The sequence below is a fragment of the Kitasatospora arboriphila genome (genome assembly GCF_039528095.1).
Taxonomy (GTDB): domain Bacteria; phylum Actinomycetota; class Actinomycetes; order Streptomycetales; family Streptomycetaceae; genus Kitasatospora; species Kitasatospora arboriphila.
In genome coordinates this window covers 22,193-41,777 of sequence record NZ_BAAALD010000056.1, presented here as the reverse complement: position 1 = coordinate 41,777, position 19,585 = coordinate 22,193, and the positions used below count along the sequence as shown (strand labels likewise).

Annotated in this window: 17 protein-coding genes and 1 pseudogene; 13 read left to right on the top strand and 5 right to left on the bottom strand. The window is 74.0% G+C overall.

Features of this window, described 5'->3' with window-relative positions:
* The first annotated feature begins 39 nt into the window (after positions 1-39).
* Both ABD353_RS25600 and ABD353_RS25595 read left to right on the top strand, forming a co-directional pair.
* Positions 40-450, top strand: coding sequence for an OB-fold nucleic acid binding domain-containing protein (locus tag ABD353_RS25600; protein WP_095875656.1), 411 nt, complete (start codon positions 40-42; stop codon positions 448-450).
* Positions 447-1,193, top strand: coding sequence for a DUF3159 domain-containing protein (locus ABD353_RS25595; RefSeq protein ID WP_344626018.1), 747 nt, complete (start codon positions 447-449; stop codon positions 1,191-1,193). The genes ABD353_RS25600 and ABD353_RS25595 overlap by 4 nt, the downstream gene beginning before the upstream one ends.
* A 54-nt stretch (positions 1,194-1,247) precedes the next feature.
* Here ABD353_RS25595 and ABD353_RS25590 read toward each other — a convergent pair whose 3' ends face one another.
* Complete coding sequence (locus tag ABD353_RS25590) at positions 1,248-1,919, bottom strand: potassium channel family protein (protein WP_344626017.1); 672 nt, start codon at positions 1,917-1,919, stop codon at positions 1,248-1,250.
* Positions 1,919-2,587 (bottom strand): potassium channel family protein, encoded by a 669-nt coding sequence (locus ABD353_RS25585; RefSeq protein WP_344626016.1) that lies wholly within the window; start codon positions 2,585-2,587, stop codon positions 1,919-1,921. The genes ABD353_RS25590 and ABD353_RS25585 overlap by 1 nt, the downstream gene beginning before the upstream one ends.
* Before the next feature lie 249 nt (positions 2,588-2,836).
* Here ABD353_RS25585 and ABD353_RS25580 point away from each other — a divergent pair, with 249 nt between their 5' ends.
* The 8 genes and pseudogenes from ABD353_RS25580 (at position 2,837) to ABD353_RS25545 (ending at position 11,556) form a co-directional block, all read left to right on the top strand.
* On the top strand, positions 2,837-4,888 hold the full coding sequence (locus tag ABD353_RS25580) for an APC family permease (protein ID WP_344626015.1): 2,052 nt from the start codon (positions 2,837-2,839) through the stop codon (positions 4,886-4,888).
* Between the two features lie 329 nt (positions 4,889-5,217).
* Entirely contained in the window at positions 5,218-6,549 is a 1,332-nt protein-coding gene (locus ABD353_RS25575; protein ID WP_344626031.1) for a class I SAM-dependent RNA methyltransferase, read from the top strand.
* Between the two features lie 346 nt (positions 6,550-6,895).
* Positions 6,896-7,129, top strand: a complete 234-nt coding sequence (locus tag ABD353_RS25570; RefSeq protein WP_030270443.1) for a toxin-antitoxin system HicB family antitoxin — start codon at positions 6,896-6,898, stop codon at positions 7,127-7,129.
* Entirely contained in the window at positions 7,126-7,551 is a 426-nt protein-coding gene (locus ABD353_RS25565) for a fic family toxin-antitoxin system, toxin component (RefSeq protein ID WP_344626014.1), read from the top strand. The genes ABD353_RS25570 and ABD353_RS25565 overlap by 4 nt, the downstream gene beginning before the upstream one ends.
* A gap of 69 nt (positions 7,552-7,620) precedes the next feature.
* Positions 7,621-8,457, top strand: coding sequence for a putative RNA methyltransferase (locus tag ABD353_RS25560; protein ID WP_344626013.1), 837 nt, complete (start codon positions 7,621-7,623; stop codon positions 8,455-8,457).
* Positions 8,458-8,718: 261 nt separating this feature from the next.
* Positions 8,719-10,014, top strand: coding sequence for an AAA family ATPase (locus ABD353_RS25555; protein ID WP_344626012.1), 1,296 nt, complete (start codon positions 8,719-8,721; stop codon positions 10,012-10,014).
* 101 nt (positions 10,015-10,115) lie between these two features.
* Positions 10,116-10,424, top strand: a pseudogene (locus ABD353_RS25550) (nucleotide pyrophosphohydrolase); the annotation flags it as partial.
* A 370-nt stretch (positions 10,425-10,794) separates the two neighbouring features.
* On the top strand, positions 10,795-11,556 hold the full coding sequence (locus ABD353_RS25545; protein WP_344626011.1) for a DUF6099 family protein: 762 nt from the start codon (positions 10,795-10,797) through the stop codon (positions 11,554-11,556).
* Here ABD353_RS25545 and ABD353_RS25540 read toward each other — a convergent pair.
* Both ABD353_RS25540 and dapD read right to left on the bottom strand, forming a co-directional pair.
* Positions 11,547-11,825, bottom strand: coding sequence for a hypothetical protein (locus tag ABD353_RS25540; protein ID WP_344626010.1), 279 nt, complete (start codon positions 11,823-11,825; stop codon positions 11,547-11,549). The two genes, ABD353_RS25545 and ABD353_RS25540, sit on opposite strands and share 10 nt — an antisense overlap.
* Positions 11,826-12,123: 298 nt before the next feature.
* Positions 12,124-13,113 carry a 2,3,4,5-tetrahydropyridine-2,6-dicarboxylate N-succinyltransferase gene (dapD, locus tag ABD353_RS25535; RefSeq protein WP_425555247.1) on the bottom strand — a complete coding sequence of 330 codons (990 nt, stop codon included), beginning with the start codon at positions 13,111-13,113 and terminating at the stop codon, positions 12,124-12,126.
* 230 nt (positions 13,114-13,343) lie between these two features.
* On the opposite strand from dapD, the gene ABD353_RS25530 reads away from it, so the two are divergent.
* The 3 genes from ABD353_RS25530 to argF all read left to right on the top strand — a co-directional run bounded on the left by ABD353_RS25530 (position 13,344) and on the right by argF (position 18,820).
* Entirely contained in the window at positions 13,344-14,951 is a 1,608-nt protein-coding gene (locus ABD353_RS25530) for a 3' terminal RNA ribose 2'-O-methyltransferase Hen1 (RefSeq protein WP_344626008.1), read from the top strand.
* Positions 14,948-17,653 (top strand): polynucleotide kinase-phosphatase, encoded by a 2,706-nt coding sequence (locus ABD353_RS25525; RefSeq protein WP_344626007.1) that lies wholly within the window; start codon positions 14,948-14,950, stop codon positions 17,651-17,653. The genes ABD353_RS25530 and ABD353_RS25525 overlap by 4 nt, the downstream gene beginning before the upstream one ends.
* 165 nt (positions 17,654-17,818) lie before the next feature.
* The gene (gene argF / locus ABD353_RS25520; RefSeq protein ID WP_344626006.1) at positions 17,819-18,820 is read left to right on the top strand and encodes an ornithine carbamoyltransferase; all 1,002 of its coding nucleotides are present in this window, start codon (positions 17,819-17,821) and stop codon (positions 18,818-18,820) included.
* Positions 18,821-18,882: 62 nt separating this feature from the next.
* On the opposite strand, the gene ABD353_RS25515 is transcribed toward argF, so the two are convergent.
* Positions 18,883-19,413: a superoxide dismutase family protein gene (locus tag ABD353_RS25515; protein ID WP_344626005.1), complete on the bottom strand. Its 531-nt coding sequence runs from the start codon at positions 19,411-19,413 to the stop codon at positions 18,883-18,885.
* Positions 19,414-19,585 lie beyond the last annotated feature (172 nt).

Genomic DNA, 19,585 nt, shown 5'->3' with positions numbered 1-19,585 from the left:
GCTGCCGCGCGGGCCCCGTCACCCGGTAGCCTTTCCGACATGAGTGGTGACATCCGCAGCGACCAGCCGCAGGGCCGCTTCCGACGCATGCTCAACCGGCTGACCTCCTCCACGGAGGAACTGGAGGCCGAGGAGCTGCGCCAGGACACCGCCGAGTCGGGATGCACCCCGATCGCCAGCTGCGGGGACCGCGAGGTGGTCACCGTGGCCGGGACCCTGCGTACCGTGACGATCCGCCCTCGGGCGGGCGTGCCGGCCCTGGAGGCCGAACTCTTCGACGGCAGTGACGCGCTGGACGTGGTCTGGCTCGGCCGCCGCTCGATCGTGGGCATAGAACCGGGTCGGCGGCTCATCGCCTCCGGCCGGATCAGCCACGCACGCGGGCGCCGCGTGCTGTTCAACCCCCGCTACGAGCTGCGTCCGGTCGGACACGGGAGCGAATCAGCGTGAGCAACCTTCCCGGCGGCGAGTCCGCCGCCCGCACCGCCGACCTGCCCACCGGGATCGAGCCGGTGGTGGCGCACGACCCCGTGCCGGAACCGGGCACGGCGGCGCACGACGCGGCGGCGTCCAAGGAGGCCGCCGAGACGGTGATCAAGGCCTTCGGCGGCGTCCGCGGCATGATCGACATGACCCTGCCGGGCCTGGTCTTCATCATCGCCTTCAACGTGACGCACCAGGTCGCCCCCGCCGCGTGGTCGGCGCTCGGCCTGAGCGCGCTGTTCGTGGTCGTCCGGCTGGCGAAGCGGGAGACGATCCAGCACGCGTTCAGCGGCGTCTTCGGCGTCGCGATCGGCGCCTGGATCTCGATGAAGACCGGCAAGGCGGAGAACTTCTACCTGCCCGGCCTGCTGTACAGCGTGGGCTACTGCGTGGCGCTGGCCGTCTCCGCGCTGGTGCGCTGGCCGCTGATCGGCGTGATGCTCGGCCCGATCACCGGCGAGATGTTCACCTGGCGCACCCAGAACCCGGGCCGGCTCGCCGCGTACACCAAGGCGACCTGGGCCTGGGTGGTGATCATGGGCATCAAGCCGGTGATCCTCTTCCCGCTGTACTTCACCGGGAACGTCAACCTGCTCGGCTGGCTGAAGGTCGCGCTCGGGATCCCGCCGATGCTGCTGGCGATGTACGTGACCTGGCAGATCCTGCTGAAGGCGCCGCCGCCGATCAAGGCGCAGACGGACACGGAGTGACGAGAGGGGCCGCACCCGCCGGGTGCGGCCCCTCCGCCGTGCCTGCGCGTCCCGCTACTGGGCGCCGGAGCCCGCCGACAGCAGGCTCTCCAGCTCCTCCTCGCGCTCCTGGGCGGCCACGAACAGCAGCTCGTCGCCGGCCTCCAGGGTGTCCTGCTTGCCCGGCACCAGCACCCGGCCCTCGCGGATGATCGTGACCAGCGCGGTGTCCACCGGCCAGGGCACGTCCGCGACCCGGGTGCCGACCAGTTCGGTGTCGGCGGCGAGGGTCAGCTCGACCAGGTTGGCGTTGCCCTGGCTGAAGCGCATCAGCCGGACGAGGTCGCCGACGCTGACGGCCTCCTCGACCAGGGCCGACATCAGGCGCGGGGTGGAGACGGCGACGTCAACGCCCCACGACTCGTTGAAGAGCCACTCGTTCTTCGGGTTGTTGACCCGGGCGACCACCCGCGGCACGCCGTACTCGGTCTTCGCGAGCAGCGACACCACCAGGTTGACCTTGTCGTCGCCGGTGGCGGCGATCACCACGTGGCAGCGCTGCAGGGCGGCCTCGTCCAGCGAGGTGATCTCGCAGGCGTCGGCGAGCAGCCACTCGGCCATCGGCACGCGCTCGACCGAGATGGAGTTCGGGTTCTTGTCGATGAGGAGGACGTCGTGGCCGTTCTCCAGCAGCTCGCCCGCGATCGAGCGGCCGACCGCACCGGCCCCGGCAATGGCGACACGCATCAGTGACCACCCTCCTCGGGGCCCTTCGCGAACGCGGCCTCGACCGCGTCCAGCTCGCTCCGGCGCAGGGTGACGTGCACCAGGTCGCCCTCCTGGACGACCATCTGCGGCTCGGGCAGCACGCCCTCGCCGAGCCGGGTGAGGAACGACACCCGGACGCCCGCGGCCTCCTCCATGGCGCTCAGCCGGTGCCCGACCCAGCTCGGGGCGTAGGCGATCTCGGCGAGCTGGATGCTGCCGCTCGGGTCCTGCCACAGCGGCTCGGCGCCGCTCGGCAGCAGCCGGCGCAGCATCTGGTCGGCCGTCCAGCGGACGGTCGCCACGGTCGGGATGCCGAGCCGCTGGTAGACCTCGGCGCGGCGGGGGTCGTAGATCCGGGCGGCGACGTGCTCGACGCCGAAGTTCTCGCGGGCGACCCGCGCCGCGATGATGTTGGAGTTGTCACCGCTGGAGACGGCGGCGAAGGCGCCCGCCTCCTCGATGCCCGCCTCCCGCAGGGTGTCCTGGTCGAAGCCGACGCCCGTAACCCTCCGGCCGTTGAACCCGGCACCGAGACGGCGGAACGCCGTCGGGTCCTGGTCCACCACGGCCACCGAGTGACCCTGTTTCTCCAGGGCTCTCGCGAGGGCCGAGCCCACGCGTCCGCAGCCCATGATGACGATGTGCACGGGACGCTACCTCACCCGGTCCGTTGGGGCCATGACCTGCGCAAACACCGCTCATCATCCTTCCACACCCCCGCATTCCGGGGGTGGATCGTCGTCGGCGCCTTCGACCTCGGCACCTGGGGCAACCAGGGTGTTGCCCGCTATCCCTTCATCCGACACGCTAGCCGGTCCACCGAACACAGTCTCGACGGAGGGGGCACCGGTCGTCGGAGCACATGTCGGCAGCCCCTACGATTCCTTGATGTGCCTATGCCTGCCGATCTCCCGAAACGCATCCTGATCGGGCGAGCGCTCCGCAGCGACAAGCTGGGGGAGACGCTCCTGCCCAAGCGGCTCGCGCTGCCCGTGTTCGCCTCGGACGCGCTGTCCTCCGTCGCCTACGCCCCCGAGGAGATCCTCCTCACGCTCTCCATCGCCGGGGCCTCGGCGATCCACTTCTCCTGGCAGATCGGCCTCGTCGTCGCCGTCGTGATGCTCGCGGTGGTCGCGTCGTACCGGCAGAACGTGCACGCCTACCCCAGCGGCGGCGGCGACTACGAGGTCGCCACCGTCAACCACGGCCCCAACTCCGGCCTGGTCGTGGCGAGCGCCCTGCTCGTCGACTACGTGCTGACCGTCGCCGTGTCCACCACCTCCGGCGTCGCCAACGTGGTCTCCGCCGTCCCCTCGCTGCGCGGCCACGAACTGCCGCTGTCGATCCTCGTGGTCATCCTGCTGATGGGCATGAACCTGCGCGGCGTCCGCGAGTCCGGCAGCGCCTTCGCCGTCCCCACCTACGCCTTCATGGCCGGTGTGATGGGCATGGTGGTCTGGGGTGCGATCCGCTCCGGCCTCGGCCAGACGATGAACGCCGAGAGCTCCGGCTTCCACCTGCAGGCCACCCCCGGCAACGACTCGCTGGCCGGCTTCGCGATGGTCTTCCTGCTGCTGAAGGCCTTCTCCTCCGGCTGTGCCGCGCTGACCGGTGTCGAGGCCATCTCCAACGGCGTCCCGGCCTTCCGCAAGCCCAAGAGCAAGAACGCCGCCACCACCCTGCTGATGATGGCGTCCATCGCCGTCGTGATGTTCATGGGCATCATCTGGCTGGCCCGCCTCACCCACGTGCAGATGGCCGAGGACCCGGCCGAGCAGCTCGTCGGCGCCGGCCCCGGCTACCACCAGAAGACCGCGCTGGCCCAGATCAGCGAGGCCGTGTTCTCCAACTTCACGCCCGGCTTCTACTTCGTCGCCACCGTGACCGGCCTGATCCTGGTGCTCGCCGCCAACACCGCCTTCAACGGCTTCCCGGTGCTCGGCTCGATCCTCGCCCAGGACCGCTACCTGCCCCGCCAGCTGCACACCCGCGGCGACCGCCTGGCCTTCTCCAACGGCATCATCCTGCTGGCCGGCGTGGCGATCCTGTTCATCATCGCCTTCGACGCCGACCCGACCCGGCTGATCCAGCTGTACATCGTCGGCGTCTTCGTCTCCTTCAACATGAGCCAGTCCGGCATGATCCGGCACTGGACCCGCCTGCTGCGCACCGAGACCGACCCGAAGAAGCGCTCGCACATGCAGCGCAGCCGGGCCATCAACGCCTTCGGCCTGGTGATGACCATGGCCGTGCTGATCGTCGTCCTCGCCACCAAGATCAGCCACGCCTGGATCGCCATCGCGACCATGGTCGTGCTCTTCGTGATGATGAAGGCGATCCGCCGCCACTACGAGCGGGTCTCCACCGAGCTCGTCGCCGCCGAGGAGCCCGAGGACGTCGCCCCGCCGACCCGGGTGCACGCCATCGTCCTGGTCTCCAAGCTGCACAAGCCCGCCCTGCGCGCCCTCGCCTACGCCCGGCTGGCCCGCGCGCACACCCTGGAGGCCGTCACCGTCAACGTCGACCCGGCCGACACCGAGGCGCTGCGCAAGGACTGGGACGCCCGCGGCATCGAGGTGCCGCTGAAGGTCCTCGACTCGCCGTTCCGCGAGATCACCGGCCCCGTCCTCGACTACGTCAAGAACCTGCGCCGCAGCAGCCCCCGCGACGTCGTCTCCGTCTACATCCCGGAGTACGTCGTCGGCCACTGGTACGAGCACCTGCTGCACAACCAGAGCGCCCTGCGCCTCAAGGGCCGCCTGCTGTTCAAGCCCGGTGTGATGGTGACCTCCGTACCCTGGCAGTTGGAGTCCTCCGAGCGGCGCAAGCCGCAGAAGGCATGGTCGGCGCCGGGCGCCGTCCGCCGCGGCGAGCCCCGCCACCACGGCGGCCGGCCGTTCGAGACCTCCGACACCACCCGGACCGGCAACAAGGACGGATCACCGTGACCCGCAACAACCCGCCCCGATCGGGCGGCTCGGCCGGCCGCTCCGGCCGCTCCGGCGGCCGCCCGGGCCAGGTGGCCCACCCCAAGTGGAGCAACCGGTCCGCCCGTCCGGCGGCCACCGACCGCGAGGGCTACACCGCCCAGACCGCGCCCCGCGCCCCCCGCGAGGAGGCGCCCGCGGACGAGCGGACGGCCCCGCAGGGCCGGCGGCCGGGCAAGCAGACCGTCCGCCCGCCGAAGGCGCTGCGCACCGGCGAGCCGAAGTCCGGCGCGGCGGCGAAGCGGGCGTCCACGGCGGCGTCCGGGCCCCGGGCCGAGTCGAAGCCCAGGGTGCCGAGCGGCGATCCGCTGGTCGGCGAGCGCTACGAGGTCGAGGTCGGCCCCGTCGCGCACGGCGGCGGCCACTGCGTCGCCCGGCACGAGGGCCGGGTGCTGTTCGTCCGGCACACCCTGCCCGGCGAGCGCGTGATCGCCCAGGTCACCGAGGGCACCACCACCTCCCGCTTCCTGCGGGCCGACGCCGTGGAGGTCCTGGAGCCCGCCAAGGAGCGCATCGCCGCGCCCTGCCCGTTCGCCGGCCCCGGCAAGTGCGGCGGCTGCGACTGGCAGCACGTCACCCCGGGCGGCCAGCGCAAGCTCAAGGGCCAGGTGCTGACCGAGCAGCTCGCCAAGCTCGGCGGGCTGACCCCCGCCGAGGCCGGCTGGGACGGCTCGGTGGAGCCGGTCGGCGGCAAGCTCCCGGCGGGCGAGGTCCCGGCCTGGCGCACCCGCGTCCAGTACACCGTCGACCCGGAGACCGGCCGGGCCGGCCTGCGCCGGCACCGCTCGCACGACGTGCAGCCGATCGACCGCTGCCTGATCGCCGCCGAGGGCGTCACCGAGCTCGGCGTCGAGGCACGGGACTGGGACGGCGTGGCCGCCGTGGAGGCGGTCGCCGCGACCGGCTCCTCGGACCGCCAGGTCATCCTGCGGCCGCGCCCCGGCGAGCAGCTGCCGCTGGTCGAGCTCGACCGGCCGGTGTCCATCTCCCGCGTCGACGAGCAGGGCCTCTTCCACCGGGTGCACGGCCGGACCTTCGTCCGCGAGCGGGCGGCCGGCCGGACCTGGCGGGTCTCCGAGGGCGGCTTCTGGCAGATCCACCCGCAGGCGCCGGACACCCTGGTCGACGCGGTGCTGGAGGGCCTGGACCCGCAGTGGGGCGAGATGGCCCTCGACCTGTACTGCGGCGTCGGCCTGTTCGCCGGCGCGCTGGCCGACCGGGTCGGCGAGGACGGCGCGGTGCTCGGCATCGAGTCGTTCAAGCAGGCCGTGGCCGACGCCCGGCACAACCTGGCCGCCCTGGAGAACGTCCGGATCGAGTGCGACCGGGTCGAGACCCTGCTGCCGCGCACCGGCATCACCGCCACCGACCTGATCGTGCTCGACCCGCCGCGCTCCGGCGCCGGCCGCGAGACCGTCGCGCACCTGGTCGGCCTGGAGGCCCGCCGGATCGCGTACGTCGCCTGCGACCCGGCGGCGCTCGCCCGGGACCTGGCGTTCTTCCGCGAGGGCGGCTACCGGCCGGTCTCGCTGCGGGCCTTCGACCTGTTCCCGATGACCCATCACTTCGAGTGCGTGGCGATCCTGGAGCCGGTCGGCGAGGGTCCCGGCGGGAACGAGTAGCCGCTGCCGCGGACAGGAACCGCTTCGATCGGCGGGCACGGGAGGAGACTCCGGTGCCCGCCGATCGGCGTTCCGGGGCCGGAGGGTCCCGTTCCGCGGAGCCGTGGCGGGAATTCGCCGTACACGCGTGTGCCGCCCGCCCGTCGACCGGGGGACGGCCGGGCGGCGGCCCCCGTTCACCGGCGGCGGTCGGCGCAGGTCGGGGGCGCTGCGGGACGGCGCCGTCCGATCGTTCCGCGGGGCTGGTTTCCGGTGGGGCGCGAACGGACATCTGAGGGGGGCGGGCACGGCGAGGCGGCCGGAATGCGCCCTTGCTGTGCTAGCACCCCAGCGCTAGCTTGAATTCATGGCCAAGAAACAACTCAACGTCCGGGTGGACGCCACCACCGCCGAGATGGCCCGGGAACGGGCCGAGCAGCAGGGGATCAGCATGAACCAGTACATCGAACGGCTCGTCCAGCAGGACATGGGCGAGGCCGGGCGCCTCTTCGTGGACACCGCGGCCCAGTTCATGAAGGAGTACGAGACGGCCTTCCTGGCCGAGTTCGGGGAGCCGGGTGCCCAGGATGTGCGCCGTTGAAGCTCGAGGTCGACCTCTCGTGGCTGCTCATGACCGCTGAGCAGTACACCCCGGGCGACCCCCAGGTCACCGACTACGGGTCGCTGCTGGCCGCGGTCGCCCGGCACCAGGCCGAGATCTTCGACATCGCCGTCTACCCCGAACCGCACGACCGGGCCGCGGCCCTGATGCACCAACTGATCCGCATCCCCTCGCTGGAGCGGAACAACGAACTGTTCGCCACCGCCGTCGCCTACGCCTACCTGGTCGCCAGCGGCTGCAGCGTCGCCACCACCGCGCGCGAGGTCCGCAGTCTCGCCCGCGGCATCCGCGAGGGCAAGATCGGCGTCAGCGGGGTCGCCGAACGGCTCTCCGCCTGGGTCGTCGACGAGCCCGAGGAGGAAGAGGTCAGCGGCGACGACGACGAGGACGACACCGACTGACGCGCCGGGCGACACCGGCCGACTCGTTAGGCTTGGGCCCCACCCCCGAGCCCGACGAGGACCGCCACGTTGCTGCAGGACATCGAGCCCCACCTGGCCTGCCCGCACTGCGCGCAGCACCTCGCCCTCGACGGCCGCACCCTGCGCTGCCCCGCCGGGCACAGCTTCGACCAGGCCCGGCAGGGCTACGTCAGCCTGCTTCCCGGCGACGCGCACACCGGCACCGGCGACACCGCGGAGATGGTCGCCGCCCGCAGCGACTTCCTCGCCGCCGGCCACTACCGGCCCGTCGCCGAGGCACTCGCCGACGCCGCCGCGGACGCCCCCGGGGACCTCTCCGACGGACTGGTCGCCGACCTCGGCGCCGGCACCGGCCACTACCTCGCGCACGTCCTCGACCGCCTCGACGGCCCGGCCGGCGCCGCCCTCGACATCTCCAAGTACGCCCTGCGCCGCGCCGCCAGGGCCCACCCCCGGATCGGCGCCGTGGTCTGCGACGCCTGGCGGCCGCTGCCCCTGCTCGACGACTGCGCCGACCTCGTCCTCAACGTCTTCGCCCCGCGCAACGGCCCCGAGATCCGCCGCGTGCTGCGCCCCGGCGGACGCCTGCTGCTGGTCGCGCCGACCTCCCGCCACCTGCGCGAACTCGTCTCCGGGCTCGGCCTGCTGTCGGTCGACGAGGAGAAGGAGCGCCGGATCGACGAGAAGCTGAACCCCTGGCTGCGCCCGATCGACCGCACCGAGGTGGAGTTCACCCTGCGGCTGTCGCACCGGGACGCCGCCGCCGTCGTCGGCATGGGCCCGAACGCCTGGCACACCGACCCGGACCGGCTCGCCGCCGCACTCGCCGCCCTGCCGGAGCCGGTCGAGGTCACCGGCTCCGTGCTGCTCTCGGTGTACGGCTGAGCTGCCCTCGGTGTGCAGCTGAGCTGCTCCCGGTGTACGGCTGACGCATCGCCGGCCGGGACGGCGTCCGTGTCGCCGGCCGCACCCGTGTCCGCGCCGGTGTCCTCGTCGCCGTCCGTGACGCGGCCCGTGCTGTCGGCACCGGGCCGCGTGGACCCGCAGGGGAGGCGGTGGGGGCGGTGTGCGAATGCTGAGCCGTTCGTGTGAACCGGCCCGAGCAGGGACGTTTCGTCCGGCCCCCCGGCCGCTAGGGTCCCCCGGGTGACCAGCGAAGCCGCCGCTCCCGCAGCCCCGATCGCCCGTCCCACCCGCCGCCCCGCGGTCGAGGAAATCCGGCTGACCTCCTTCAAGTCCTACCGCCGCACCACCCTGCCGCTCTCCCCGCTGACCGTGCTGCACGGCCCGTCCGGCGTCGGCAAGTCGAACGCGCTGGACGCCCTGGCGGTGCTCTCCCGGCTGGCGATCGGAGAGGAGATCGGCCCCTCGCTGGACGGCGTCGGCGGCACCGCAGGCCCGCTCGCCGGGCCCGTGCGCGGCGGCCTGATGGGGTGCGTCCCGCACGGCCGCAACGCGATCATCCTCGGCTGCACCGTCCGCTCCTGCGCCGGACCGATCCGGCTGGAACTGGTCGTCCGCACCGACGGCCGCGTCCGGGTGGCCCGGGAGTGGCTGACCCTCGCCGGCGAGACCTTGGTGGAGACCGGCGAACAGGACATCGCCCAGGGCCGGGTCAACGTCACCTGGCACAACGACACCCGGCAGGGCGACATCCGCGCGCCCTTCCCCAGCGACAGCCTGATCACCGCTCAGATCCCGCTCCGGGTGGCCGGCTCCTCGCCCGGCGAGCGCAAGGTGCTCGCCGCCACCGAACAACTGCTCACCGCCCTGCGCGAGGTCTTCCCGCTGCACCCGGTGCCCGCCGCGATGCGCAGCTGGACCAGGCCCGAACCGCAGGCCCGGCTGGTCGGTACCGCCTCCAACATCTCCGCCGTGCTCGCCCGGCTGGAGAACGAGTGCAGCCGCCGCTACGGGCGCCTGCTCAAGGCCGTCCAGGCCGCCGCCCCGCACCCGCTGCTCGGGCTGGAGGTCGCCCGCCGCGGGGAGGACGCCCAGCAGCGGCTGATGGCCGTCTTCGACGAGGGCGTGCTCGGGCGCACCGGCGCCGACCAGGCCTCCGACGGCATGCTGCGGCTGCTCGCCTTCGCCGCGGTGCTGCTCACCGGGGCCGGGGTGCTGGACGTCGACGCCGCGGCCGAGGTGCCCTCCGCCCACCGGCAGCTGACCGTCCTCGCCGAGGACCTGGGGGCCGGTCTGGGCACCGAACAGGTCGCCTCGCTGCTGCGGGTCGCCCGCGAGGTGTGCGACAAGGGGGACGTCCGGCTGCTGGCCGCACTGCAGGAGCCCGCCGCCACCGCGGAGGTGGAGGGGCTGGACCTGGTCGAGTGCCGCCGCGACCCGGCCACCGGCCACAGCGTGCTCGTCCTGCCGGACCGGACGCCCCGGGTACCGCAGCAGGCCGGGAGGGGCGACGCCGATGGGGTAGACCTGGGGGCGTGACCGACAACGACAAGCCCTCCGGCCCCGGTGGTTCCCACCCCGGCCGCGGCGGATCCGGCCGCCCCGCGCCCGAGCCCGGACCGGCGCCGGGCGAGGACGCACTGGTGCGGCTGAGCCGCCGCCTCGACGCGTTCGCGGCGGCGCGCAGCTGGCAGCCGTACCACACGCCCAAGAACCTGGCCGCGGCGCTCAGCGTGGAGGCCGGCGAGCTGCTGGAGATCTTCCAGTGGCTGACGCCGGAACAGGCGGACGCGGTGATGGCCGAACCCGACCGAGCCCACCGGGTCCGGGACGAGGTCGCCGACGTGCTGGCCTACCTGCTGCAGTTCTGCAGCGTGGTGGGGGTTGACCCGGCAGAGGCGCTGGCGGCCAAGATCGAGCGGAACGAGGAGCGCTTCCCGGTGCCGGGACGCTCGCCGGCTGCGGGCGAAGGGGTGGCGTCGCGGCCGCCGTCCGCGGGTGGGAAGCCGCTGTCCGCGGGTGCGGGCTCGCCGTCCGGGGCTTCGGAGTCGCTGCCTGCGGGTGGGGAGTCGCCGTCCGGGGCTTCGGAGTCGCCGTCCGCGGGTGCGGGCTCCTCCGGGGATTCGTCGGACGATCGGACCGGCTGACGCCCGAGTTCAGGTGGTTCGTCGCTCGTGCGGGTGACCCCGGTTGTCCACAGGGGCGGGTTGTCCACAGGTCCGGCCCGGGCGGCCGGCCCGGGTGGGGCCGGCCAGCACGCTTGCGTCGAGAGACACCGTCGGCAACGGCGGTCCCGATGCGAGCGAGGGGAGCGGCGGCATGGACGCGCTGCGACTGATCAAGACGACCCGGCACGCACTGGCCGAGGCCAGGACGGCGCAGGGCGTGCTGCTGGAGGCCCGTCAGGCCGGCCTGCTCACCGAGGCGGTCGGTGCCCGGATCGCGGAGCAGGACTCCGGCGAGATCGGCGCCCTCGGCCAACTCCTCTGCGACGCGGGCGCCCATGCGGCAGGCTGCCTCGACGACCCGCCGGGCGCCCTCGGCACCCTCGACACGCTCGACGTCCTCGGCCCGCCCGGCACGGACTGGGCCGGCGGCCGGGCCCGCCGCCTGGACGACCTCGGCGAGCTCGACCCCGTCCTGTGCGAACTCTGCTTCCTGCTGCACGAGGTGGCCGAGGCGCTCGTCGTGCTCGCCTGCGGCGCCGACGCGGAGAGCGTCTACTGGCGCTGCATCGACGGGGTGGACGCCGGTGCCGACTGCAAGGAGGTGGCGGCCGAGCTGCTCCGGGCCGTCCGCCGCGCGAACGGTCTCCCGCCGCCCGAGGAGGACGGGCCGGAGTACCTGGACGAGGGCCCGTTCGACGTCCCGGCGGGCCGGCCGGGGTGCTCCGGGGAGGCTGTGGACTCCGTGGACTCCGTGGGCGCCGGGGATTCCGTGGACCTGTCGGCCACCGGGTCGGAGGACCCGTCGGAGCGACTCGGCCCGCTGCTGTCCGTCCGCCTCGGCCCGCCAATCGGTACTGGTGCCGGTGCCCGTGCCCGTGCGGGGGCGGGTGCCGGAGCGGTGGGTCAGCCGTGAGCGTCCGGCCGGGGAGCCTCGTCGTCCGGCGTGCCGGTCCGGGAGGCGGAGGACCGCAGATCGGCGCCCAGACCGGCCAGGCTGGCACTCACGGTCGCCAGCAGCTCCTCCATCTGCTGCAGGAGGTCCTTCGACGCCTCGGCCGCGGACACGTCGTCCGCGAGGTTCTGGGACGCGCCGCCGGGCCCCTCGCCGACCGGAGCGGACAGCGAGTCGGACAGCGAGTCGGGCGGGGAGTCGGAGGCGGAGTCGGACAGGGGATCGGACATGGGGGTGCCCTTCCAGCTCGACGGTGCGGAGTACGGCGTCCGATACCGGCGCCGCCCGTCCAACGACCCCCGCCCGCGGGCGGTCACCGGGGACCACCCGTTGAGGTCCAAGACCGCCGCCGGGTCAGCCCCTCGGGTGAGCGCGGCTTGCGGCCCCGGTCCGCCCTCGGCTAGGCCCGGAGCCGGGGCCGACCGAGGGCGGGACCGGGCGCCGCCCGGTGAGCTGCGGCGGAACGGCGGCGGGCCCGGGCCGCGTACACGGAGGTACGCCGCCCGGGCCCGCCCGGAACACAGGAGATCAGTTGTGCGCGTGCAGCTCCGCGTTCAGGCCGCCCCACGAGCCGGACCGCGCGATGACCTCGACGGCGCCGCTCTGCGAATTGCGGCGGAACAGCAGGTTGTCCTGGCCGGACAGCTCGACCGCCTTGGCGATCTTGCCGTCCGGGGTGGTCACCCGGGTGCCGGCGGTCACGTACAGACCGGCCTCCACCACGCAGTCGTTGCCCAGCGCGATGCCGATGCCGGCGTTGGCACCGAGCAGGCAGCGCTCGCCGACCGAGACGACCTGCTTGCCGCCACCGGACAGCGTGCCCATGATCGAGGCGCCGCCGCCGATGTCGCTGTGGTCGCCGACCACGACACCGGCGCTGATCCGGCCCTCCACCATCGAGGTGCCCAGCGTGCCGGCGTTGAAGTTGACGAAGCCCTCGTGCATCACCGTGGTGCCCTCGGCGAGGTGCGCGCCGAGGCGGACGCGGTCCGCGTGGGCGATCCGCACGCCCGTCGGGACGACGTAGTCGGTCATCCGCGGGAACTTGTCCACGCCGTAGACGGCCAGCTGACCGCCCTGCGCGCGGACCGCCAGACGGGCCTGCTCCACGTTCGCCACCGGCACCGGGCCGACGCTCGTCCAGGCGACGTTGGCGAGCAGACCGAAGATGCCGTCCAGGTTCTGCCCGTGCGGCTTGACCAGACGGTGGCTCAGCAGGTGCAGACGCAGGTAGGCGTCGTGCGCGTCGAGCGGCTTGTCGTCCAGGGAGGAGATGGTGGTGCGCACGGCGACGACCTCGACGCCGCGGCGGGCGTCGCTGCGCAGCGCCTCGGCCGCGCCGGCACCGAGCTCGGACTCGGCCTGCTCGGCGGTCAGCCGGACGGTGCCCGCCGGGCCGGGCTCGGCCGTCAGCTCGGGCGCGGGGAACCAGGTGTCCAGGACGGTGCCGTCGGCCGCGATCGTCGCCAGGCCGGCCGCGACGGCGCCGCGTGCGAGGGAGGAGGTTTCAGCAGTCACATCGTGCACGTTAACGAATCGGGGGTGGCCGTGCCGAACGCGCTCACCGTGCGGACGCCGCGACCGGGCACCCGCGCGCCCCCTCCGACGTCCATGCCCCCGACCCCGCGGCCGACCCGCCGGCGCGCGGACCGCCCCCGGGACGGGCCGGCACCCGGGCAGGCCCGGGACTTGCGCAGCGGCGCAAAATCCGGTGACCGGCCGATCGTCCGTCGGCGATACTCGACCGGGTGTTCATCTCGATCTCCACCACGGCCACAGCCGACCGCCCGGCCACTGACCTGGGCTTCTTGCTGCACAAGCACCCGGAGAAGGTGCAGCGCTTCTCCACCTCGCACGGGGTGGCGCACGTCTTCTACCCGGAGGCCACCGAGCAGCGGTGCACGGCGGCCCTGCTCCTCGACATCGACCCCGTCGCCCTCGTCCGCCAGGGCCGCGGCCGGGGCCGGTCCGGCTCGCCCGACCTCGCCCTCGCCCAGTACGTGAACGACCGGCCCTACGCCGCGTCCTCGCTGCTGGCGGTGGCGCTGCGCACGGTCTTCCGGTCGGCGATGAAGGGCGTCTGCGAGAAGCTGCCCGGCCGGGCCGAGCTGGTCATGCCGCTGCGCATCGACCTCCCCGCGGTCCCCGCGACCGGCGGCGGCGAGGGCGGCGGTCCGGCGATGGTGCGGCGGCTGTTCGAGCCGCTCGGCTGGCAGGTGGACGCGGTGGCGGTCCCGCTGGACGAGACCTTCCCCGAGTGGGGCGAGTCCCGCTACGTCCGGGTGGAGCTGACCGGTGAACTGCGCCTGGCGGACGCGCTGCAGCACCTGTACGTGCTGCTGCCGGTACTCGACGGCGCCAAGCACTACTGGGTGGCGCCCGACGAGGTCGACAAGCTGCTCGCCGCCGGCGAGGGCTGGCTGGCCGACCACCCCGAGCTCGCCGTGATCACCCGCCGCTACCTGGCCCGGCGCTGGTCGCTGACCAGGCTCGCCATGGAGCGGCTGGCCCTGGCCCGGCTCGCCGAGGCGGACGACAGCGAGGCCGAGGAGCTGGACAACGCCGTCGACGACGACCCGCCGGCCGACGACCCGGCCGCCGAGGCCCCCGGCACCGACGCGGCCGGCACCGACACGGGCGGCACCGACACGGCTGTCACCGACGCTTCGACCGGCTTCGCGCCGACCGCGGCCGAGCCGGACGCCGGCGACCGGCCCGTCCCGCTCGCCGTCCAGCGGCGTGCCGCGATCCTGGCCGCACTGGCCGAGACCGGCGCCGCCCGGGTGCTCGACCTCGGCTGCGGCCAGGGCGAGCTGGTGGGCGAACTGCTGAAGGACGCCAGGGTGACGGAGGTGCTCGGCGTGGACGTCTCCTCGCGGGCGCTGGCCGCGGCCGGGCGCAAGCTGCGGCTCGACCGCATGAGCGAGCGCCAGGCAGCCCGGGTCCGCCTCATCCAGGGCGCGCTCACCTACACCGACGCCCGGCTCAAGGGGTACGACGCGGCCGTGCTGTCCGAGGTGATCGAGCACCTCGACCTGCCCCGGCTGCCCGCCCTGGAGTACGCCGTCTTCGGCGCGGCCCGTCCGCAGGCCGTCGTCGTCACCACCCCGAACGTCGAGTACAACGTCCGCTGGGAGACCCTCCCGGCCGGCCACGTCCGGCACTCCGACCACCGGTTCGAGTGGAACCGGGCCGAGTTCGCCGCCTGGGCCGAGCGGGTCGCCGGCACCTACGGCTACACCGTCGCCCTCCGGCCGGTCGGACCGTTCGACGAGGAGGTCGGCGCGCCGACCCAGCTCGCCCTGTTCCGCACGGCCACCACCGACAATGCCCCTGAAGGGAGCGTGACCCGATGACCTCCGACGTCCTGCCCACCGGCGGCTCCGCCGCCGACGGCCTGCCCGCCGGCCCCGCGGACACCGGCCCGGACACCGGCGCGGACACCACCGCGGACACCGGCGGCATCGTCGGCGCGGCTGCCGACGCAGCCGCGGCCGAGGCCGCGCAGCCCGTCCGCCGACTGCCCGTCACCGACGTGTCCCTGGTCGTCCTGATCGGCACCAGCGGCTCCGGCAAGTCCACCTTCGCGCGCCGGCACTTCCAGCCGACCCAGGTCGTCTCCTCCGACTACTGCCGGGGTCTGGTCGCCGACGACGAGAACGACCAGTCGGCGTCCACCGACGCCTTCGACGTGCTCCACTACATCGTCGGCAAGCGCCTCGCGGCCGGCCGGCTCACCGTCGTCGACGCGACCAACGTGCAGCCGGAGTCCCGCAAGGCGCTGATCAGGCTCGCCCGCGAGCACGACGTGCTGCCCATCGCGATCGTGCTGGACGTGCCGACCTCGGTCTGCGCCGAGCGCAACAGCCACCGCCCGGACCGCCAGCTGCCCGCGCACGTCCTGCCGCGCCAGCAGCGCGAGCTGCGCCGCTCGATGAAGGGGCTGGAGCGCGAGGGCTTCCGCAAGGTGCACGTCCTGCGCGGCGAGGCCGAGGTCGCCGCCGCCGAGATCGTGCCGGAGAAGCGGTTCAACGACCTGCGGCACCTCACCGGCCCGTTCGACATCGTCGGCGACATCCACGGCTGCCGTTCCGAGCTGGAGACGCTGCTCGTCCGCCTCGGCTACCGGATCGACCGCGACGACCGCGGCCGCGCCGTCGACGCCGCCCACCCCGAGGGCCGTACCGCGGTCTTCGTCGGCGACCTGGTCGACCGCGGCCCGGACACCCCGGGCGTGCTGCGCCTGGTGATGGGCATGGTCGCGGCCGGCCACGCCCTCTGCGTGCCCGGCAACCACGAGAACAAGCTCGGCCGGCACATGGACGGCCGCAAGGTCACCGTCTCGCACGGCCTGAAGGAGTCGATCGACCAGCTCGCCGCCGAGCCGGAGGAGTTCCGGGCCGAGGTCCGGGCGTTCATGCGCGGCCTGGTCAGCCACTACCTGCTGGACGGCGGCGCCCTGGTGGTCTGCCACGCCGGCCTGCCCGAGAAGTACCACGGCCGCAACTCCGGCCGGGTCCGCTCGCACGCGCTCTACGGCGACACCACCGGCGAGACCGACGAGTACGGCCTGCCGGTCCGCTACCCGTGGGCCGAGGAGTACCGCGGCCGGGCGCTCGTCGTGTACGGCCACACCCCGACGCCCACGGCGAGCTTCGTCAACAACACCATCTGCCTGGACACCGGCTGCGTCTTCGGCGGCCACCTCACCGCCCTGCGCTACCCGGAGCGCGAGCTCGTCACCGTCCCGGCCGAGCAGGAGTGGTACGCCCCGCGGCGCCCGCTGCACACCGACGCGCCCGGCGGCCGCGAGGGCCGTCCGCTGGACCTGGCCGACGTGGCCGGCCGGCGGATCGTCGAGACGGCGCACCACGGGCGGGTCTCCGTCCGCGAGGAGAACGCCGCCGCGGCGCTGGAGGTGATGAGCCGCTTCGCCCTCGACCCGCGGCTGCTCGCCTACCTGCCGCCGACCATGGCGCCCTCCGCCACCTCCCGGCGCGAGGGCTACCTGGAGCACCCGGAGGAGGCGTTCTTCGCCTACCGCCACGACGGCGTGCAGCAGGTGGTCTGCGAGGAGAAGCACATGGGCTCCCGCGCGGTCGTCCTGGTCGCCCGGGACGGGTCGGCGCTGGAGAAGCGGTTCGGCCTCGCCGGACCGGGGGCGATCTGGACGCGCACCGGCCGCGCCTTCCTCGGCGACGAGGAACTGACCGGCGCCGTCCTGGCCCGTCTGCGGGCCGCCGCCGAGCGGGCCGGGCTCTTCGACGAGCTGGGCACCGGCTGGCTGCTGCTGGACGCCGAGCTGATGCCGTGGTCGCTGAAGGCGGCCGAGCTGCTGCGCCGCCAGTACGCGGCGGTCGGCGCTGCGGCCGGCGCCGCCCTGCCGCAGGTGCTCGACGCGCTCGACCGGGCCGCCGAGCGCGGCCTGGACGTCGCCGACCTGACGGCCCGGCAGCGGCAGCGCGCGCTCGACGCCGACGCCTTCACCGCGGCGTACCGGCGCTACTGCTGGCCGACCGAGGGCCTCAGCGGGATCAGGCTCGCCCCGTTCCAGCTGCTGGCCGCCGAGGGTGCCAACCTCGCCGTGCTGCCGCACGACCGGCACCTCGGGTGGCTCGACCGGCTGGTCGGGGCCGACGACCCCGACGAGCCGATCCTGCAGCGCACCGGCCGCCTGGTCGTGGACACCGCGGACGAGGCCTCCGTCGCGGCCGGCATCGCCTGGTGGGAGGAGCTCACCGAGGCCGGCGGCGAGGGCATGGTGGTCAAGCCGCTCGCCTCGCTGGTCCGCGACGCCGGCGGGCGGCTGGTGCAGCCGGGCGTGAAGGTCCGCGGCCGGGAGTACCTGCGGATCATCTACGGCCCGGACTACACCGAGTACCTGGACCAGCTGCGCCAGCGCTTCCTGGGGCACAAGCGCTCGCTGGCGCTGCGCGAGTACGCCCTCGGCCTGGAGGCGCTGGACCGGCTGGCCGCCGGCGAGCCGCTGTGGCGGGTGCACGAGCCGGTCTTCGCGGTGCTCGCCCTGGAGTCCGAGCCGGTCGACCCGCGGCTGTGACCTGCCCGTGCGCGCGACCGCCGTCCCCGTGACGCCGTCCGGCCCGCCCCCGCGCGACCTGCGGGGGCGGGCCGGGTCGCCCGCATCACAGCGCCATCCCTGCATACAAATTCCGACAGTCGTATACACTTCCCGTCTCGACATCGGACGACCCAGGAGCCCGGCATGGCGTTCAACCTCCGGAACAGGCACTTCCTCAAGGAGCTCGACTTCACTCCCCAGGAGTTCCGCTTCCTGGTGGACCTCGCCGCGCAGCTGAAGGCCGCCAAGTACGCCGGCACCGAGCAGCCCCGGCTGCGGGGCAAGAACATCGCCCTGATCTTCGAGAAGACCTCCACCCGGACGCGCTGCGCCTTCGAGGTGGCCGCCCACGACCAGGGCGCCGCCACCACCTACCTCGATCCGGCGGGTTCCCAGATCGGCCACAAGGAGTCCATCCGGGACTCGGCCCGGGTGCTCGGCCGGATGTTCGACGGCATCGAGTACCGCGGCCACGGCCAGGAGATCGTGGAGGAGCTGGCCGCGCACGCCGGCGTCCCGGTGTGGAACGGGCTGACCGACGAGTGGCACCCGACCCAGATGCTCGCGGACGTGCTCACCGTCCGCGAGCACTGCGCCAAGCCGCTCGGCGACGTCGCCCTCGCCTACCTCGGCGACGCCCGCAACAACATGGGCAACTCGCTGCTCGTGACGGGCGCCCTGCTCGGCATGGACGTGCGGATCGTGGCCCCGCGGGAGCTCTGGCCGGCCGACGACGTGCAGAAGGCCGCCCAGGACCTCGCCGCGACGACCGGCGCCCGGATCACCGTCACCGAGTCGGTGGAGGAGGGCGTGGCGGGCGCCGACTTCCTCTACACCGACGTCTGGGTCTCCATGGGCGAGCCCAAGGAGGTGTGGGCCGAGCGGATCGCCCTGCTGAAGCCGTACCAGGTCTCCATGGACACCGTCCGGCTGACCGGCAACCCCGCCGTCAAGTTCCTGCACTGCCTGCCCGCGTACCACGACCTCGGCACCGAGATCGGCCGCCAGATGCACGAGGAGACCGGTATGACCGAGCTGGAGTGCACCGACGAGCTCTTCGAGTCCGCGCACTCGGTGGTCTTCGACCAGGCGGAGAACCGGCTGCACACCATCAAGGCCGTGCTGGTCGCCACCCTCGGGGACTGACCGCACCCCCGGGGACCGGGCCGGGCGTGCCGCCGCCGGCGGTCCGGTCCGCCCCGGGGCGCTCAGAAGTCGACGTTCACGCACGCCACCCGGGCGCCCGCCGGGTGGGCGCCCTCGGCGTGCACGGTGTGCAGCACCAGCGACCGCGCCCCGCCCGGCCGGAACCGCCAGTGCACCGCGGTCCGCGCCGTCCCGTCCCCGGCCGCGTCGGTGCGCAGGGCGAGCCGGACCTCGTTGCGGTCGTTGGCGTAGGCCGGGTCGGTGGAGGGCTGCACCGGGTCCACGGCGTCCTGGTAGTGCGGGCCGGAGGCGGCCGGGTCCGCCCCGCACTGCCCGGTGTGCACGTGGGCGGCCAGTTCGGTGGCGGGGGCGATCCCGGTGAGTTCCAGCGCGAGACCCGTCCCGGTGCCGGTCCGGGTCTCGGTGACCCGGACGCGGGAGCCGTACGGCACGACGTCCGGGGCGTGGCTGATCGCGGCCGGCGGGACGAAGGCCGTGGCCGGCGCGAAGTCCGCCTCGACCACCGTGCCGGGCCCGCCGAGCGCGGGCAGCAGCAGGAGGGCGGGCAGCACGGCGGTGAACGGGACGGGCATCGGCGCACCTCTCGACGGGCCGCGGCGCTCGGGCGCCGGACGGGGCCAGCACCCCACGGTGGCGGCCCGCTGCGGCCGGTGCACGGCGCCGTGCCGCCGGGTCACCCGGACGAGCGGTCGCCCCCGGACGGCCGGGCGGGGGGCCGCCCCGGGCGCGGTGCCGCAGCCCCGC

Coding starts and splice junctions, on each gene's coding strand:
- ABD353_RS25545 (WP_344626011.1), top strand. CDS start 10,795: ATGGACGCGCTGCGACTGATCAAGACGACCCGGCACGCACTGGCCGAG.
- ABD353_RS25600 (WP_095875656.1), top strand. CDS start 40: ATGAGTGGTGACATCCGCAGCGACCAGCCGCAGGGCCGCTTCCGACGC.
- ABD353_RS25525 (WP_344626007.1), top strand. CDS start 14,948: ATGACCTCCGACGTCCTGCCCACCGGCGGCTCCGCCGCCGACGGCCTG.
- ABD353_RS25580 (WP_344626015.1), top strand. CDS start 2,837: ATGCCTGCCGATCTCCCGAAACGCATCCTGATCGGGCGAGCGCTCCGC.
- ABD353_RS25590 (WP_344626017.1), bottom strand. CDS start 1,919: ATGCGTGTCGCCATTGCCGGGGCCGGTGCGGTCGGCCGCTCGATCGCG.
- argF (WP_344626006.1), top strand. CDS start 17,819: ATGGCGTTCAACCTCCGGAACAGGCACTTCCTCAAGGAGCTCGACTTC.
- ABD353_RS25570 (WP_030270443.1), top strand. CDS start 6,896: ATGGCCAAGAAACAACTCAACGTCCGGGTGGACGCCACCACCGCCGAG.
- ABD353_RS25540 (WP_344626010.1), bottom strand. CDS start 11,825: ATGTCCGATCCCCTGTCCGACTCCGCCTCCGACTCCCCGCCCGACTCG.
- ABD353_RS25515 (WP_344626005.1), bottom strand. CDS start 19,413: ATGCCCGTCCCGTTCACCGCCGTGCTGCCCGCCCTCCTGCTGCTGCCC.